Origin of the sequence: Spirillospora sp. NPDC048819 (assembly GCF_040650055.1) — a bacterium.
Classification (GTDB): domain Bacteria; phylum Actinomycetota; class Actinomycetes; order Streptosporangiales; family Streptosporangiaceae; genus Spirillospora.
The window spans coordinates 1-14889 of record NZ_JBEZGN010000045.1; the positions used below are offsets into that span (position 1 = coordinate 1).

Here is a 14889-nt window from a genome sequence, read left to right on the forward strand (position 1 = left end):
CGACTCCGCATCTACCAGGGGCCTCGCCGCATCACCGGCCGGATCCGCCTACCGCAACCAGCCCGTGACCAGCACGATCAGGATGGAAAAGGCTCCATGAACAGCGGCCCCTGGACGGGGCGCTTGTGGCGATGCATGCCGAGCTGCGGAATGCCAGCCGTCAGGTCAACGCGGTCGGGGTCAACCTCAACCAGCTTGTGCGCCATGCCAACGCCTACAACGGGGTCCCGGAATCGGTGTCGTGGTTGGCGGCGTACTGCTTCCAGGTGGTGCGGCGGGCGGAGGCCGTCATCGTGGAACTCGGCAGGCGTCTGCCGTGATCGCGAAGGTCACTCGCGGCTCCGATGTCGGGAACCTGTTGCGCTACCTGTACGGGCCGGGTAAGCGGAACGAGCACGCCGACCCGCACATCGTTGCCGGGTACCGGCACCCGGCTGCACTGGAACCAGTAAGACGCGCGAGCGGGAAGCGCGATCTCCGTCCGGTTGCCGAGGCGCTGCGCTCGCCGCTGGAGACGATGAGGCGAAGTCGGCCAGCCGAGCCGGTCTGGCAGTGCTCGCTCCGGACGGCCCCCACGGACCGCGCCTTGACGGATGAGGAGTGGGCCGACGTCGCCGAGGAGCTGATGCACCAGACCGGCATTGCGCCACGCGGCGATGCAGAGGCGTGCCGGTGGGTCGCCGTGCGTCACGCGGACGATCACATCCATGTCGTGGCAACGCTTGCACGTGAGGACGGTCGTAGACCGAACGTCACCCGGGACTACCTCAAGGCGCGGACGGCGTGTCAGATCGTCGAGCGGCGGTACGGCTTGTTCCGCACTGCGCCTGCGGACGGGACGGCGGCACCGCGTCCATCGCGCGCTGAACGGGAACGAGCAGAGCGCGCTGGCCTGGAGGAACCGCCTCGCGTCAGTCTGCGCCGCCAGGTGGCGACAGTGGCTGCGGTCGCCGAGAGCGAAGACGCGTTCTTCGTGGGTCTGCGTGAGCGCGGTCTCCTGGTCCGGTTGAGATTCAGTGTCCAGACACCGGGCCAGATCACCGGATACGCGGTAGCGGTTCCGGGATACACGAACAGCGCGAACGCCCCGATCTACTTCTCTGGAGGCAAGCTTGCCGCTGACCTCACATTGCCGAAGCTGCGGTATCGGTGGGGTGTGGGGTTGACCGCCCCGACCGCGCGGCGGGTGACCAGGACTCGGCAACCGGTTCTCGGCCATGAGGCGCGAACCGCGGCCTACCAGGAGGCCGCACATGCGGCGGCTACGGCGGCCTGGCACATGCGACATACCAGTGATCCGGGAGTGTGCGCGGACGTCGCATCTGCGGCCTCCGACGTCTTGCACGTGACAGCGGATATCACCGGGAACAGGGAGCTTGCGAAGGTCGCCGATGTCTACGACCGTGCTGCGCGGGAACCGTTCGGACGCCCTTCTCCGACTTCCTCGTCCGGCAACGGGCTGAGGGTAGCCGCGCGGATCATGGCCGTCACCAACATCGGTAGGGGAGACCAACGTGATCGGAGTCGGGATCTCACGGTCGAGCTACTGTTCCTGATCGCCAACCTGGTGGAGATCATGGATGCGGTCGCTGCCCATCGGGAGTCGCAGCAACGTTCCGCGCAGGCTGGGGCAGCGCGGCAAGCCGCCGGACGACTTCGTACCGTCCAGCGACAAGCGTCCTTGCTCGTCCGACCGACGCCGCCCCGAGTTGCCGAAGTACAGGACGCCGGACGACTGGCGGCGGAGTCCTTCCCCATACCGCTGAGTGATGGCTTGCGGCGGGAGTCGGCGGGACTCCCGCGCCCTGACCGGGACCACCAGCCCCGCCGTCGCGGCCCCAAGCGCTGACCTGGGGCAGACGGAACACGCCGCGTGCACGCAGATCGTGGAGTAAAGATCATCGCGCATGCACAATTACGGAGCGTAAAGAACACCAAAGCGTGCCAGGTGAACCTACCTGTCACTCCCGCGAGGAAGGACGAGCCATGACCGCGCTTACCCCTGCACGAGACGCAGGAAGACAACGCAGCAAGGAGCATGTGCATGACCCATGACCGTTACGACCTCGGAGCCACCTCCGAAGATGACGGGGCGACCGAGCAGATCGTCCATGACCTTCGCGAGCGCGTCCGAGACCTCAACCGTGCCACCGCAGGACCACCGGGTCTGACGATGCCGGCGACCGCCTATGCGGTGCTGGGAGCTCTCGCGTCGGCCGCCTACGGGCTCGACCAGACCATGCGGCAGTTGGACGAGTTCCTACTGCGGGAGCACCGAGAGCACCGCCTCGGCCACGATCACGGAGCGGACCTGGACGAGGTCCTGGACGCCTACAGCCGCGCCATCCTCCACGCACGTCATCTCACCACCGGGCTCGGCGACGCCGCCGGACACGCGCAGAGCGCGATCAAGTCCGTCAACGGCCTTCCTCGTCTGGACGATCACCGGTCGCCCGTGAGGAGCGCAACACCCTCAGCGCGTCCTGAACTGGACGACCCGGGACCGAACGTCGAAGCGCCACCACGTAGACAGCCTCCACGTCCGCGATGGGCCAGGAGCCGGGGGAAGGGGGCCTGAAGATGGAGTTGATGAGCCGCGAGGAACTCCTCGCGCTGCCCACCACCACGAACATCGAGACTGCCGCGCGTGCCATCGGGCTCGGACGCACCCGCGCTTACGAACTCGCTCGGACGGGAGAGTTCCCCTGCAAGGTGATCCGCGTGGGGGCCAGCTACCGCGTCATCACCGCCGACCTGCGTCGGCTGCTCGGGGGAGAAGCGAGCTAGAAAGACGTCCGCTGGCTGAAGGTCCGGTTCCCCCCGACGGGAGCCGGGCCTTCGGCGTTGAGGCTGCCTGCTCCTGCGCCGTGTCGATCTTCGCCAGAGACGCTCAAACCATGATCACCAAGGTTCGCAGTTGAACCAGGATGCCGCTCAGACGTGCCAGATCCCAGTGACAAATGGGTGACAAATGATCTTCAGAGGGTCGATCAAGATCGCCCCACAAGGCTCTGACCTGGGGAAACAAGAGAGCGGGCGACGGGAATCGAACCCGCGTAGCCAGTTTGGAAGACTGGGGCTCTACCATTGAGCTACGCCCGCGAGCGGGAGGGCTGGGCCCTCGATCGCCAACCCGTAGCGTACAGGGTTCCGGGGGTGGTGCGGGCGCGGGGTAAGGAGCGGCGGCGGGGGTCGATCGGGTCTAGACTTCTCGCGTCATCGTGTGCGGGCTGTAGCGCAGTTTGGTAGCGCACCGGCTTTGGGTGCCGGGGGTCGTGGGTTCAAATCCCGCCAGCCCGACGTGACGTCCCGGGCCGCCGCTCGGTCGACGCCGTGAGGCGCGCTCGGGCGGCGGCCGGATGCTGGGACATGTCCTACATTCCCGGGCCTTCGCGACGGCCGGTGCCGGTGCGGCTCTCCGCGGTTCCGACCTTCGGCTTGGACTTCCTCATGCCCATCGCGCCGAGGAGGCCGAGGAGGCCGAGGAGGCCCCACAGGCCCGCCTTGCTGCCGCCGTCGTCCTCGTTCTGCGCCTGCTTCACCTGCTGGACGGTCGGCTTCTCGGCCTGTTCCGCGAACGCGGGTGCCGCGGGACCGAACGCGACCAGGGCGGCCAGGCTCACCGCTCCGAGGAACTTGCGCATGCTCTTCCCCATTTCCTTCAGTAATGAGTGGCGGATCCAGTCGGTGTCGGGCCGTTCCCGGAAGGGCTGGCGCGTAACACCTCATACCTGGCGATCGCCGTTTGTTGACGCTTTTCTGAAGCGTGGGAAAGGGGCGGGGCAGGTCAAGAGGGGCGTATAGGCGTGGTGGCGAGGGTGCCGGCGCGGACCTCGCCGAGGACGGTCGCGACGGTGCCGACGACTTCGGGGACCGCTTCGCGGAGGGCCTCGGCGGAGGCGTGGTGGGCGTGGGCGTCCACGTGGGCGGCTTCGAGGAGGGGGAGGACGTCGGAGAGCTGGTGTTTGAGCCAGCCCATGGGGTCGGCGGTGAGGCCGGGGGCGAAGACGCGCGGGCCGGGCTCGCTGTCGATCATGGCCGGGTGGTGGTGCATGCGGTCCTTGGAGCCCGGGCCGCCGGCGGCCGACTCCAGGAAGTCGGCCCGCCAGACGGCCCGGTCCGCGATGATCTGCTGGGACGCGTTGGGGGAGCCGCGCCAGGGCGGTGTGCCGAGCAGCCGCAGTTCGACGCGGACGCCGCGTTCGTGTCCGCCGCGGGGGTCGGGGTCGGCCAGGCAGAGGTCTTCGACGGTGATTCCGAGGGTGTGGAAACAGAACATGCGCAGCACTTTCAGGCTCCCCTCGCTGTCCTGTTTCGTACGATACGTGGAGTTTTGGGCTAATCAAGGGCGAGGAGTGCCCGGGCCTGCCGTGCCGCGGTGGTGATCGCCTTCGGCAGGTTGCCGGGGTTGCGGCCGCCCGCGTTCGCGATGGGGCCCTTGCCTCCGGCGCCGCCGCCGACCTCGCGGGCCGCGTCCGTCAGCAGGTCGCGTGCGCGGATCCCGGTGTCCGCGGCGACGGCTGCCACGAGCGCCGCCTTGCCTTCTGTTTCGGTGCCCAGGACGACGATGCCGCGGCCCTTGTGGTGGGTGAGGATCTTGGTGGTGAGGGTGCGGAGGTCTGCGCCGGTCTTGCTCGGGACCATCTGGGCGACCAGCCATCCGCCGGGTACGGGCTCGGCGAGGGACGCCAGGTGTTCCGCCTGAGTGTCCAGGCCCGCCTGGCGGAGGGTTTCCAGGTGTCGCTGGGTCTCCGCGAGGGTTTCCAGGCGTTGCCGCAAGCGGTCGGGCGCCTGGTCGGGACGGACGTTCAGCATCGCCGCGAGTTCGTTGAGGATGTCGCGCTGATGGTCGTGGTGGCGTAGTGCATCGGCTCCGGTGAGCGCCTCGACGCGCCGCAGCCCCGTGCCGATCGACGATTCCCCGACGATGTGGACGGGACCCGCCTGGGATCCGTGCCCGACGTGCGTCCCTCCGCACAGTTCGCGGGACGCGTCGCCGATGTCCACGATGCGGACGTCCTGGCCGTACTTCTCGCCGAACAGCGCGAGCGCGCCCGCCGCCTCGGCTTCGGCGCGGGTCGCCTCCCAGACCCGGACTTCGGGGTCGTCGAGGAGGTAGTCATTGACGAGGGTCTGGACGGGGCCGGTGTCGACGGGGGAGAAGTGCGCGAAGTCGAAACGCAGGCGTCCGGGCTCGACGCGGGAGCCGCGTTGCGCCGCGTGGTCGCCGAGGAGCCGGCGCAGCATCGCGTGCAGGACGTGGGTGGCGCTGTGCGACCGTGCGGTGGCCGCCCGGCGGTCCGCGTCGACGACCGCCTCGGCCTCGTCGCCGGGACGCAGTTCGCCGTCCAGTATGCGGACGGTGTGCACGTGCAGATCGTCGAGGCCGAGGCGGGTGTCCAGAACTCGCAGGGTCGCTCCGGAGGTGCGCACCGTGCCCGTGTCACCGACCTGGCCGCCCGATTCCGCATAGAACGGGCTGCGCGTCAGGATCACCTCGATTTCGTCGCCTTTGCCCGCTGTGTTCAGTGTCCCGTGCGGGCCGAGCAGCGCTTGGACGCGTGTTTCCGCCGTTGTCGACGCGTGGCCGACGAAATGCGTCGGCCCGTGTTCGGCGGTGATGCGCCGGTAGGTGTCCTGGCGCGCCACCGCGTCGCCCTTCTTGTCCTGGCCGGCCCGGTGCGCCTTGTGGCGCTGTTCTTCGAGGAGCGCGGCGAACTCGTCTTCGTCGACGGTGAGGCCTGCCGAACGTGCGGCGTCGATGGTCAGGTCGATCGGGAAGCCGTAGGTGTCGTGCAGGTCGAACGCGGTGCGCCCGGAGATGGTGGTGGTCGCGCGGCCGATCGCCGATTCCAGGAGGCGGGAGCCTTGGCGCAGCGTCCGCTCGAAGCCCTCTTCCTCGGCCGTGACGACCTGGCGGATCAGTTCGGACTGCCGTGCCAGCTCCGGCCATGCCCGGCCGAGGGTGCCGATGACGCTGGACGTCAGCGCCGGCAGGGCGAGGTCGTCGATGCCGAGCCTGCGCGCGTGCCGGACGGTGCGGCGCATCAGGCGCCGCAGCACGTAGCCCCGGCCGTCGCGCGCGGGCATGACGCCGTCGGCGATGAGGAACGCGATCGACCGCGCGTGCTCGGTGACCACGCGGATGGACGTGGAGTCTTCGCCGGCGCGTCCCGGGTATTCGCGGCCCGCCATTTCCTGGACGAGGCGGAACGTCGGCGCCAGCAGGTCGGTTTCGCACACCGTGTCCACGTCCTGCAGGATCGCGGCGAGTCGGTCGAGACCGAGCCCTGTGTCGATGTTCCTTGCAGGCAGTTCACCGAGAATCGGATATTCGTCCTTGCCGGAGCCCTCCCCACGGAGGTTCTGCATGAAGACCAGATTCCACAGTTCCTGGTAGCGCTCGCCGTCCACGGCCGGTCCGCCTTCACGGCCGAAGGACGGCCCCCGGTCGTAGTGCAGTTCGGAGGACGGTCCGCAAGGGCCGGGTATGCCCATCGACCAGTAGTTGTCCTCCATGCCGAGTCGCTGGATCCGCTCCTGGGGGACGCCGACGCGCCGCCACAGGCGTACGGCCTCTTCGTCGTCCAGGTACACGGTGACCCATAGACGCTCTGGGTCGAGGTTGTAGTGGCGGGTGAAAAGCTCCCACGCCCAGGAGATCGCCTCCGCCTTGAAGTAGTCGCCGAAGGAGAAGTTGCCGAGCATTTCGAAGAACGTCGCGTGCCGGGTCGTGCGGCCCACGTTCTCAATGTCGGACGTACGTGCGCACTTCTGCACGGACACCGCGCGAGGGTGTTCGGGTGTGGTCTCGCCGAGGAAGTAGGGCTTGAACTGGTTCATGCCCGCGTTCGCCAGCAGAAGTGTGGGATCGGACGGGATCAGCGGGCTGGACGGCACGACGCGGTGGTCGCGCTTCTGGAAGAAGTCCAGGAATGTCGAACGTATGTCAGTCGAGCGCATGGGACGGCCTCACGAGGTCGATGGGATGACGGCCCACACCGCCGAGCCGGGCCGGGCACGACTGCTCGTCCCCCAGCTCGGCGCGGCTAGCTCGCCGTCCCACCTCGTGAAAGTCCATCGCCTCGAAACTACCGCCCTGCGCCGAGCGACGGCACATGAATTTCGCGTCGCACCACGCCTGCGTCTTCGGAGTCCTGGATGTGCGTCTTCTGCGGCGCGGATCTCACGGTGCCTTGAGGGCCTCCGCCTCCGCGGTACGGATGTCGTAGTCGGCGCGGGCGGCGTCGATGTCGTTGAGGTGGGATTCCGCCCATCTCACGAGGGTGCTGGCCGCGTCCATCAGCGTCGCGCCCATCGGGGTGAGCGAATAGTCCACGCGCGGCGGCATCACCGGGTACACGGTGCGGCTGACGATGCCGTCGCGTTCCAGGCCGCGCAGCGTGACGGTGAGCATTCGCTGGCTGATGCCGTCGATCTCGCGCTTGAGTTCGGTGAAGCGCTTGGTGCGCTCGCCGAGCAGTGAGATCACCTGCAGCGACCACTTGTCGCCGACGCGGTCGAGGATCTCGCGGGCCCGGCAGTTCGCCGCCGTGTGCTCCATGGTTATCTCCAAGTGACCAGGGCAGAAAAAAGTGCCTTCTTGTGCCGACTCCCGGGGTGTCCGCACCATGGAGGCGGTTCCGCATCGGAACCGCCTTACTACTCGTAACCCTAGGAGACACGATGACCGCCGAGCTTGTCGAGATCCCCGGCTACATCGCCGGAACCTGGACCATCGACCCCGTCCACTCCGACGTCGGCTTCACCATCAGGCACCTGATGGTCAGCAAGGTCCGCGGGCGCTTCGGGACGTTCGAGGGGACGGTCGTGACCGGCGACGACCCCACCGGGTCGTCGGTGACCGCGACGATCGACCTGGCCTCGATCGACACCGGCAACGCCCAGCGCGACGCGCATGTCAGGTCCGCGGACTTCCTCGACGTCGAGACGTACCCGACGATGACGTACCGCTCCACCGGCGTGCGTCCCGACGGGGACGATTTCGTCCTGGACGGCGAGCTGACGCTGCGCGGCCTGACCAAGCAGGTCCCGCTCAATCTGGAACTGGGCGGGTTCGGTCCGGACCCGTTCCGGCAGGACGACCCGTTCAAGGGCGCACGCGCCGGTTTCACCGCGACCGGCGAGATCAGCAGGCTGGAGTTCGGTGTCGGCGACACCACGAAGGTGCCGGGCGGCAACGGGCTCGGGCTGAGCGACAAAGTCCAGATCATCCTGGAGATCCAGGCGAGCCTCCAGACGTCCTGACCCGGATGCGCGCCGGGCGGCGCCGGGACACGGTCGGCGCCGCCCGCGGGGATCACCCGACCAGGCGGGGGAGCGCGTCCAGTGACGTGATGCGCGAGACCTCCAGGTCGTCCAGGACCCGCCCCGCCTCGGGAAACGGGCGCCAGGCCGCCTGGTACAGGGCCAGGAACCGGGCGATCTGCGCATCGGCGCGGGCGTCGTCCCAGTCCCCGAGCCCCAGTTCCCGGGCCAGCGGGACGATCCGGGCGCGGCGCTGCGCGGCGAGGCTCAGCTCGCCCGCGAGGTACCGGTCGATCGCCGCCTCGCTCAGCTCCGTCCAGCGGGGGACGAGCCACGCCGGGTCCGCGTCCGGGAACGAGCGGATGATCGCCTCGGCCGCCGCGCCCTCATGGTCGAGGAGCGTCCCGTCGAGGTCGAACAGCACTGCCGCGATCATGTGAGGAAGCCGGCGAGCGCGGCGGTCAGCTCGGCGGGCGCGTCCTCCTGCACCAGATGCCCGGCCCCGTCGATCAGGTGGAGGCGCGAACCGGGGACGAGGGCGGCCAGCTCATGGCCCTTGGCGACGGGGATCCAGGTGTCGGAGGCGCCCCAGCAGATCAGGACCGGGAGTGTCAGCTCGCCGTAGCGGCCTTGGACCTCGTCGGTGTAGTGCTGGTCCGCCTGGGCGATCTGCCGGTAGAACGCCGGCTGCCCGGCGTCCCCCAGCCAAGGGTCCACCAGCGCCTCCAGGGCCGCTGGGTGCAGGCCACGGTTGCTCGCGGACGACACGTATTCGCGGACGAGCGCCCCGTGCAGCGCTGGCGGGAGCTGCTCGAAAACCTCCGCGTTGGCCCCGACCAGACGGAAGAACGGCGACCCCCACGGGGCGAGCGCCACGGGATCGACAAGCGCGAGGGCACGATAGCGGGCGCCGTGCAGGAGGTGCGCCCGGAGGGCCACGGCACCGCCGAAGTCATGCGCCACGACATACGGCTCGTGCAGACCCCAATGCGCCAGCAGTTCGGTGAAGACTTCGCCCTGCGCGGCCAGCGAGACGTCCTGCCCGGCGCTCATCTCGGACGTCCCGTACCCCGGCATGTCCCACACGTACACGCGGTGGGTCGTCGCCAGAGCGCGCGCGACACCACGCCACACGTAGGACGAGAACGGAGTGCCGTGCAGGAGGACGACCGGGTCCGCGTGCTCGTCCCCATGCACGTCCCACCGGACCTCACCGGCCTTGCTCCGGTACGTCTTGCCCAGCGTCCAGTCGTGCAAGGGAAAGCTCCTAACGTCGTCGGACGAACAACCCTCTCCATATCCTCGTGCCTTCGCCCGCAACGCGTGGAACGGGCCCCTGACCGGCGTCCAAGGTGGTCAGGGGCCCGATGTCTCGGCTGCCTGCGGGGGCTGGGAGGTCCCCCTATGGCGAACGGCTCAGCCGAGACCGTTCTTGATCGCGGTGATCAGCTCACCGTTCGCGGTGTCGCCGCTGAGCTCCCAGAAGAAGGCGCCCGCCAGGCCCTCGTTCTGGGCGTAGGTCATCTTCCCGCCGATGGTGGACGGTGTGTCGTAGCTCCACCACTGGCTGCCGCACTTGGCGTACGCGGTGCCGGCGACGGTGCCGGTCGCGGGACACCGGCCCTTGAGGACCTTGTAGTCCTCGATGCCGGCCTCGTAGGTGCCGGGTGCGGCTCCCGTCGCGGTCCCGCCCGGCTCGGACTGGGTGACGCCCGTCCAGCCGCGGCCGTAGAAGCCGATGCCCAGCAGCAGCTTGCTCGCCGGGATGCCCTTCGACTTCAGCTTGGCGATGGTGTCGGCGCTGTTGAAGCCCTGCTGCGGGATGCCCGGGTAGGACGTCAGCGGCGAGTGCGGTGCCGTCGGTCCCTGGGCGGCCCAGGCGCCGAAGTAGTCGTAGGTCATGGGCATATACCAGTCGACGTACTGGGCGGCGCCCGCGTAGTCGGTCGCGTCCATCTTTCCGCCGGCGCTGGCGTCGGCGGTGATCGCGGCCGTCACGAGGTTGTTCGAGCCGAACTTGGAGCGCAGCGCCGACAGCAGGTTCTCCAGCGCCTCCGGGCCGCTGGTGTCGCAGGTGAGGCCGCAGGCGTTCGGGTACTCCCAGTCGATGTCGATGCCGTCGAACACGTCCGCCCAGCGCGGGTCCTCGACCAGGTTGTAGCAGGACTCGGCGAACGCGGCCGGGTTCTGCGCGGCCTGGCCGAAGCCGCCCGACCACGTCCAGCCGCCGAACGACCAGATCACCTTCAGGTCCGGGTGCAGCTTCTTCAGCTTGCGGAGTTGGTTGAAGTTGCCGCGCAGCGGCTGGTCCCAGGTGTCGGCGACGCCGTCGACGCTCTGGGCGGCGGTGTAGGCCTTGTCGGTGGCGGCGTAGGCGTCGCCGATGGTGCACTGGCCGCCCTGGACGTTGCCGAAGGCGTAGTTGATGTGGGTCAGCTTGTCGGCGGACCCGCTCGTCTCGATGTTCTTGACGTGGTAGTTGCGCTGGTAGACGCCCCACTCGGCGAAGTATCCGATGACCTTCTCGCCGCCGTTCCCGGGGCCGCCGCCGCCCTCCTCGGTGGTGACCGAGACGGAGGCGGACGCGGGGGAGCTGTTCCCGGCGGCGTCGTGGGCCCTGACGGTGAAGGAGTAGGCGGTGCCGGCCGACAGCCCGCTGACGGTCGCGCTCGTGCCGGTCACGGAGGCGGCCTTCGCGCTGCCGTTGTAGACGTCGTAGCCGGTGACGCCGACGTTGTCGGTTGACGCGTTCCACGCCAGCGAGACGCTCGTGGCGGTCTTGCCGGTGGTCCGCAGACCGGACGGGGCGGCGGGCGCCTCGGTGTCGTCGCCGGGTCCGCCGGGCCCGCCGGAGCCGTCGCAGGCCGCGCCGTTGACCGTGCAGCCGGTGAACCAGCCGGGCCCGGTCCCGTTGAACCCGAAGCTGGCCTTGGCGCCGGCAGCGAGTGTCCCGTTCCAGCCGGCGTTGGTGAACGTGTAGTGGTTGCCGGAGACGCTCTTGGTCGCGTCCCACACCGACGTCACGGCCGTACCGGACGGCATGTCGGCCTCGAGGGTCCAGCCGTTCAGGGACGCGTCCGTCCCGTTGGTGATCGTGCACGTGCCGCCGAAGCCCGTGCCCCAGTCCTGGGTCTTGGTACAGGTGGCGGTGACCGTCCCCGCCGACGACGCCGGTGGCGCCGTGAGCAGGGCGGTGGCCACCGCCAGTGATGTCGCGCCGGCGAGCGCCATGGCCCGCCGTCCGCCCGGTCTTGACATGATTCTCCGTTCGTTCGGCCCCCGAGCAAACAGGAATCCCCGCTCAATTCTTAGGAAAGTTTCCTAAGAATTGGCCAGATGGTAACCGGGTGGAACGGTGCGTTCAAGGGGTCCGGGACGGCCCGTGAACGCCCGCGATCGGTGGTCTAAGCGGCTGCCTGGGCACATACGGGCGGACGTTCCCGGAAAGAATCTTCACGGCGTCCCGAACCAGCCGGGGAAGTCCAGCCGCCACATGTCTGCGGGGGTGACCTGCCGGAGGTCGTGCTCCAGAGCGCGGACGCGGCCGGCGCCCAGCCGCCGCACCCAGTCGTCCCGGATCCGGTCGAAGATCCGCGCGGACCGGTCCAGGGAGTCCGCGCCCCGCGCCGTCAGCCGGACGATCTTGCGCCGGGCGTCGGACGGGTCGGCGGTGCGCTCGACATAGCCGATCCGCTCCAGCGACTCGACCATCTTGCCCGCGGCCTGCTTGGACACCCCGAGCCGGCGGCCGAGCTCCACGGCCGTCGTGCCGTCCGGGCCGATCGCCTGGAACACGAAGCCGTGCATCGGGCGCAGGTCGGGATGCCCCTGGTCGGCCAGTTCGGCGTGCAGCTCATCGATGATCACCCGGAAGGCGAGGAAGAGCCGCAGCGGCAGCTCGAATCCCGGGGCGTCGCCGTCACTTGACATAGAAGACAACCTCATTGACTATATGGACAACCACATTGTCTAACTTAGGGGATCGGGGCTCATGACGCTCATCCGCGACGCCGAAAGCCGCCGCACCGAGACGCCCAACGGCACCATGACCACCTTCGCGACGCCCACCCAAGGCGGCACGCGGGGCCTCGCCGTCTGGCGCGTCGACATGGCGCCGGGCAAGACCGGCCCGCTGCACGCCTTCGACACCGAGCAGGTCTGGACGTTCCTGGAAGGCGCCGCCACCATCGACCTGGACGGACGCAAGCTGGAGGCGGGCCCCGGCGACACCGTCGTCCTGCCCGCCGACGCGCCGCGCCAGATGACCTCGCGTCCCGACGCCGGATTCACCGCCGTCGTCGCCGCCCACGCGGGCTGCCTCGCCTTCGACCCGGACGCGGTCGTGGACGAGACGAAATGCGAGATCGCGCCCCAGGGCGACGAGCGGCTCATCCCGCCCTGGGCGCGGTGACCCCGGCGCGGTCGAGCCGTCAGGCGCCCAGGTAGGCGAGGACGGCGAGGACCCGCCGGTTGTCGTCCTCGGACTGCGGCAGCCCGAGCTTGCCGAAGATGCTGTTGGTGTGCTTGCTGATCGCCTTCTCGGTGACGAACAGCTTCCCGGCGATCGCCGCGTTCGAGCGGCCCTCGGCCATCAGCCCGAGCACCTCGCGCTCGCGGGGGGTCAGCCGCTGCAGCGGCTCCTCGCGGGCGTGCCGGGTCAGCAGCTGCGCCACCACGTCCGGGTCGAGGGCGGTGCCGCCGTCCGCGACCCGGCGCACCGCCTCCACGAACACCTTGACGTCCGACACCCGGTCCTTCAGCAGGTAGCCGATGCCGCCCCGGCTGTCGGACAGCAGCTCCCGCGCGTACAGCTGCTCCACGTGCTGCGACAGCACCAGCAACGGCAGCCCGGGGATCTCCCGCCGCGCCTCCAGCGCCGCCTTCAGGCCCTCGTCGGTGAACGTCGGCGGGAGCCGCACGTCCACGACCGCCACGTCCGGACGGTGCGTGGTGAGCGCCCGCAACAGCGACGGGCCGTTGTCGACGGCCTCGACGACCTCGAACCCGAACGCCCCGAGCAGGCGGATCAGCCCGTCTCGGAGGAGGGCGAGATCTTCGGCGATGACAACGCGCACGGCAGCTCCATGGTCACGACGGTCGGCCCGCCGGGCGGGCTCGTCACGGCCATCGTCCCATCGAAGGCCGCGAGCCGGCGCTCGATGCCGCGCATGCCGGAGCCCCGCGCGGGGTCGGCGCCGCCCGTCCCGTCGTCCCCGATGATCATAAGCAGCCGGCCGTCCGAGTGCTCGATCTGGAGCCACGCACGCCGTGCGCCCGAGTGCTTCACCACGTTGGCGAGCATCTCCGCCACCGCGAAGTACGCCGCCGACTCGACGGGGGCGTCCGGACGCCCGGGGAGATCGACATGGACGTCCACGGGCAGCGGCAGGGTCAGCGCCAGCGCCCGGACGGCCCCGTCCAGACCCCGCTCGGCCAGGACCGGCGGGTGGATGCCCCGGACCAGGTCGCGCAGCTCGGTCAGGGCCGTCCCGCTGGCGGCGCGGGCCTCGGCGAGCAACTGCCGCGCGGTCTCAGGATCGTGCTTCATCATCTCCTCGGCGAGCCCGATGTTCATGCTCAGCGCGACGAGCCGCGCCTGCGCGCCGTCGTGCAGGTCCCGCTCGATGCGGCGCAGCTCGGCGGCGGACGCGTCGACCGTCTCCGACCGCGTCTCGGTGAGCCGCTGGACGCGCTCGGTCAGGGCGCCCCGCGTCGGCGCCAGCAGCGACCGGCCGAACAGCGCGAGCGCCTTCAGGAACACCGGCCCCAGCGGGACGGACGCCGCCACCATCCCGGCCCCGAGGACGATCGGGCCGACCAAGCCGAGCAGCCCGTAGTCGTCCAGCATCCAGAACGGGCCCCAGCCGAAGGTTCCGAACAGCGCGAACCACGGCGCGACGAGAACGCCCTCCAACCCGTACACCGCCAGACCGCCCGCCAGGATCCCGAGGACGAGCGCGACCGGGATGCTCACGAACGTCCACAGCAGGTCCCGCCACGACGCCGGATCGGCCAGCAGCCACCGCAGGCGCGCGAACGGGCCGAGCCCGCCCGGCGGCTCCGGCCGGTAGGGGACGGCGATCTGCACGCCCGACCACTCGGCCGCCCACACCCGCTGCTGGTTGGCGATCGTGCGGATCGCCTGGAACACGACCGGTGTCAGCACGACCCCCACGCCCAGCGGGATGAACACCAGCGACAACACCGCGAGGATGAACAGCGGCAGGTTCACCGTGAACGCCAGCACGATCTGGACGACCCCGCGGAGGAAACTCGTGTAGACGCGCCGTGCGTACTGTGCGAGCAGCTCGACGACGCGCTGGCGTTCGCTCACCTGGTCCTCCGTGGGCGTTTCCATCCGGTCAATCCGGTTGATTCCGATCCCCTCATTGTGGTCTGCCCCGGTCCAGGGCTCGGTGGTGCTAAGCCCACTCTTACGGGCCCGAGCAGGGGGCCTAGACCTACCCCGCACCTGGCGCAACCACGTGTTCGACGGCGATCGAGCGGTAACAAGACACCGCGGTGACAAGACAACGAGGCCCGTTCCCTGGACAATGCACGCTGACATCCAGGGGAGAAAGCGAATTCAAGCTGTGACAGCGACCACCAGCCAGACGTCCA

At 69.5% G+C, this 14889-nt stretch carries 17 protein-coding genes and 2 tRNA genes; 7 read left to right on the forward strand and 12 right to left on the reverse strand.

Annotated elements, in window-relative coordinates; translation table 11 throughout:
- Positions 1 to 131: 131 nt before the first annotated feature.
- The 4 genes from mobC to AB0C35_RS39530 all read left to right on the forward strand — a co-directional run bounded on the left by mobC (position 132) and on the right by AB0C35_RS39530 (position 2787).
- Positions 132 to 320 carry a plasmid mobilization relaxosome protein MobC gene (gene mobC, locus AB0C35_RS39515; RefSeq protein WP_358467513.1) on the forward strand — a complete coding sequence of 63 codons (189 nt, stop codon included), beginning with the start codon at positions 132 to 134 and terminating at the stop codon, positions 318 to 320.
- Positions 317 to 1849 carry a hypothetical protein gene (locus AB0C35_RS39520; RefSeq protein WP_358467515.1) on the forward strand — a complete coding sequence of 511 codons (1533 nt, stop codon included), beginning with the start codon at positions 317 to 319 and terminating at the stop codon, positions 1847 to 1849. The genes mobC and AB0C35_RS39520 overlap by 4 nt, the downstream gene beginning before the upstream one ends.
- A 195-nt stretch (positions 1850 to 2044) precedes the next feature.
- Entirely contained in the window at positions 2045 to 2578 is a 534-nt protein-coding gene (locus tag AB0C35_RS39525; protein ID WP_358467517.1) for a hypothetical protein, read from the forward strand.
- A 2-nt stretch (positions 2579 to 2580) separates the two neighbouring features.
- Positions 2581 to 2787, forward strand: coding sequence for a DNA-binding protein (locus tag AB0C35_RS39530; protein ID WP_358467519.1), 207 nt, complete (start codon positions 2581 to 2583; stop codon positions 2785 to 2787).
- 244 nt (positions 2788 to 3031) lie between these two features.
- Here the strand turns inward: AB0C35_RS39530 and AB0C35_RS39535 are convergent.
- A tRNA-Gly gene (locus AB0C35_RS39535) sits at positions 3032 to 3102 on the reverse strand.
- Positions 3103 to 3226: 124 nt separating this feature from the next.
- Here AB0C35_RS39535 and AB0C35_RS39540 point away from each other — a divergent pair.
- Positions 3227 to 3300: transfer RNA gene (locus AB0C35_RS39540), tRNA-Pro, on the forward strand.
- Positions 3301 to 3374: 74 nt separating this feature from the next.
- Here AB0C35_RS39540 and AB0C35_RS39545 read toward each other — a convergent pair.
- The 5 genes from AB0C35_RS39545 to AB0C35_RS39565 all read right to left on the reverse strand — a co-directional run bounded on the left by AB0C35_RS39545 (position 3375) and on the right by AB0C35_RS39565 (position 7564).
- Entirely contained in the window at positions 3375 to 3644 is a 270-nt protein-coding gene (locus AB0C35_RS39545) for a WGxxGxxG family protein (RefSeq protein ID WP_358467521.1), read from the reverse strand.
- A 143-nt stretch (positions 3645 to 3787) separates the two neighbouring features.
- Positions 3788 to 4279: a hypothetical protein gene (locus tag AB0C35_RS39550; protein ID WP_358467523.1), complete on the reverse strand. Its 492-nt coding sequence runs from the start codon at positions 4277 to 4279 to the stop codon at positions 3788 to 3790.
- 59 nt (positions 4280 to 4338) lie between these two features.
- Positions 4339 to 6963, reverse strand: a complete 2625-nt coding sequence (gene alaS, locus AB0C35_RS39555; protein WP_358467525.1) for an alanine--tRNA ligase — start codon at positions 6961 to 6963, stop codon at positions 4339 to 4341.
- Entirely contained in the window at positions 6950 to 7081 is a 132-nt protein-coding gene (locus AB0C35_RS39560; protein ID WP_358467527.1) for a hypothetical protein, read from the reverse strand. Before AB0C35_RS39560 ends, alaS begins: the two co-directional genes overlap by 14 nt.
- 105 nt (positions 7082 to 7186) lie before the next feature.
- On the reverse strand, positions 7187 to 7564 hold the full coding sequence (locus AB0C35_RS39565; protein ID WP_358467529.1) for a helix-turn-helix domain-containing protein: 378 nt from the start codon (positions 7562 to 7564) through the stop codon (positions 7187 to 7189).
- Between the two features lie 122 nt (positions 7565 to 7686).
- Between AB0C35_RS39565 and AB0C35_RS39570 the strand changes: the two genes are divergently transcribed.
- The gene (locus AB0C35_RS39570) at positions 7687 to 8268 is read left to right on the forward strand and encodes a YceI family protein (RefSeq protein ID WP_358467531.1); all 582 of its coding nucleotides are present in this window, start codon (positions 7687 to 7689) and stop codon (positions 8266 to 8268) included.
- Positions 8269 to 8320: 52 nt separating this feature from the next.
- Here AB0C35_RS39570 and AB0C35_RS39575 read toward each other — a convergent pair whose 3' ends face one another.
- The 4 genes from AB0C35_RS39575 to AB0C35_RS39590 form a co-directional block, all read right to left on the reverse strand.
- The gene (locus tag AB0C35_RS39575) at positions 8321 to 8704 is read right to left on the reverse strand and encodes an HAD family hydrolase (RefSeq protein ID WP_358467533.1); all 384 of its coding nucleotides are present in this window, start codon (positions 8702 to 8704) and stop codon (positions 8321 to 8323) included.
- The gene (locus AB0C35_RS39580) at positions 8701 to 9525 is read right to left on the reverse strand and encodes an alpha/beta fold hydrolase (RefSeq protein ID WP_358467535.1); all 825 of its coding nucleotides are present in this window, start codon (positions 9523 to 9525) and stop codon (positions 8701 to 8703) included. The genes AB0C35_RS39575 and AB0C35_RS39580 overlap by 4 nt, the downstream gene beginning before the upstream one ends.
- A 159-nt stretch (positions 9526 to 9684) precedes the next feature.
- Positions 9685 to 11526 (reverse strand): glycosyl hydrolase family 18 protein, encoded by a 1842-nt coding sequence (locus AB0C35_RS39585; protein WP_358467537.1) that lies wholly within the window; start codon positions 11524 to 11526, stop codon positions 9685 to 9687.
- Positions 11527 to 11721: 195 nt separating this feature from the next.
- On the reverse strand, positions 11722 to 12198 hold the full coding sequence (locus tag AB0C35_RS39590) for a MarR family winged helix-turn-helix transcriptional regulator (RefSeq protein ID WP_358467539.1): 477 nt from the start codon (positions 12196 to 12198) through the stop codon (positions 11722 to 11724).
- A 61-nt stretch (positions 12199 to 12259) separates the two neighbouring features.
- On the opposite strand from AB0C35_RS39590, the gene AB0C35_RS39595 reads away from it, so the two are divergent.
- Positions 12260 to 12679 (forward strand): cupin domain-containing protein, encoded by a 420-nt coding sequence (locus tag AB0C35_RS39595; protein ID WP_358467541.1) that lies wholly within the window; start codon positions 12260 to 12262, stop codon positions 12677 to 12679.
- 19 nt (positions 12680 to 12698) lie between these two features.
- Here AB0C35_RS39595 and AB0C35_RS39600 read toward each other — a convergent pair whose 3' ends face one another.
- Both AB0C35_RS39600 and AB0C35_RS39605 read right to left on the reverse strand, forming a co-directional pair.
- Positions 12699 to 13343: a response regulator transcription factor gene (locus AB0C35_RS39600; protein ID WP_358467543.1), complete on the reverse strand. Its 645-nt coding sequence runs from the start codon at positions 13341 to 13343 to the stop codon at positions 12699 to 12701.
- Positions 13295 to 14602 (reverse strand): sensor domain-containing protein, encoded by a 1308-nt coding sequence (locus AB0C35_RS39605; RefSeq protein WP_358467545.1) that lies wholly within the window; start codon positions 14600 to 14602, stop codon positions 13295 to 13297. Before AB0C35_RS39605 ends, AB0C35_RS39600 begins: the two co-directional genes overlap by 49 nt.
- Positions 14603 to 14889 lie beyond the last annotated feature (287 nt).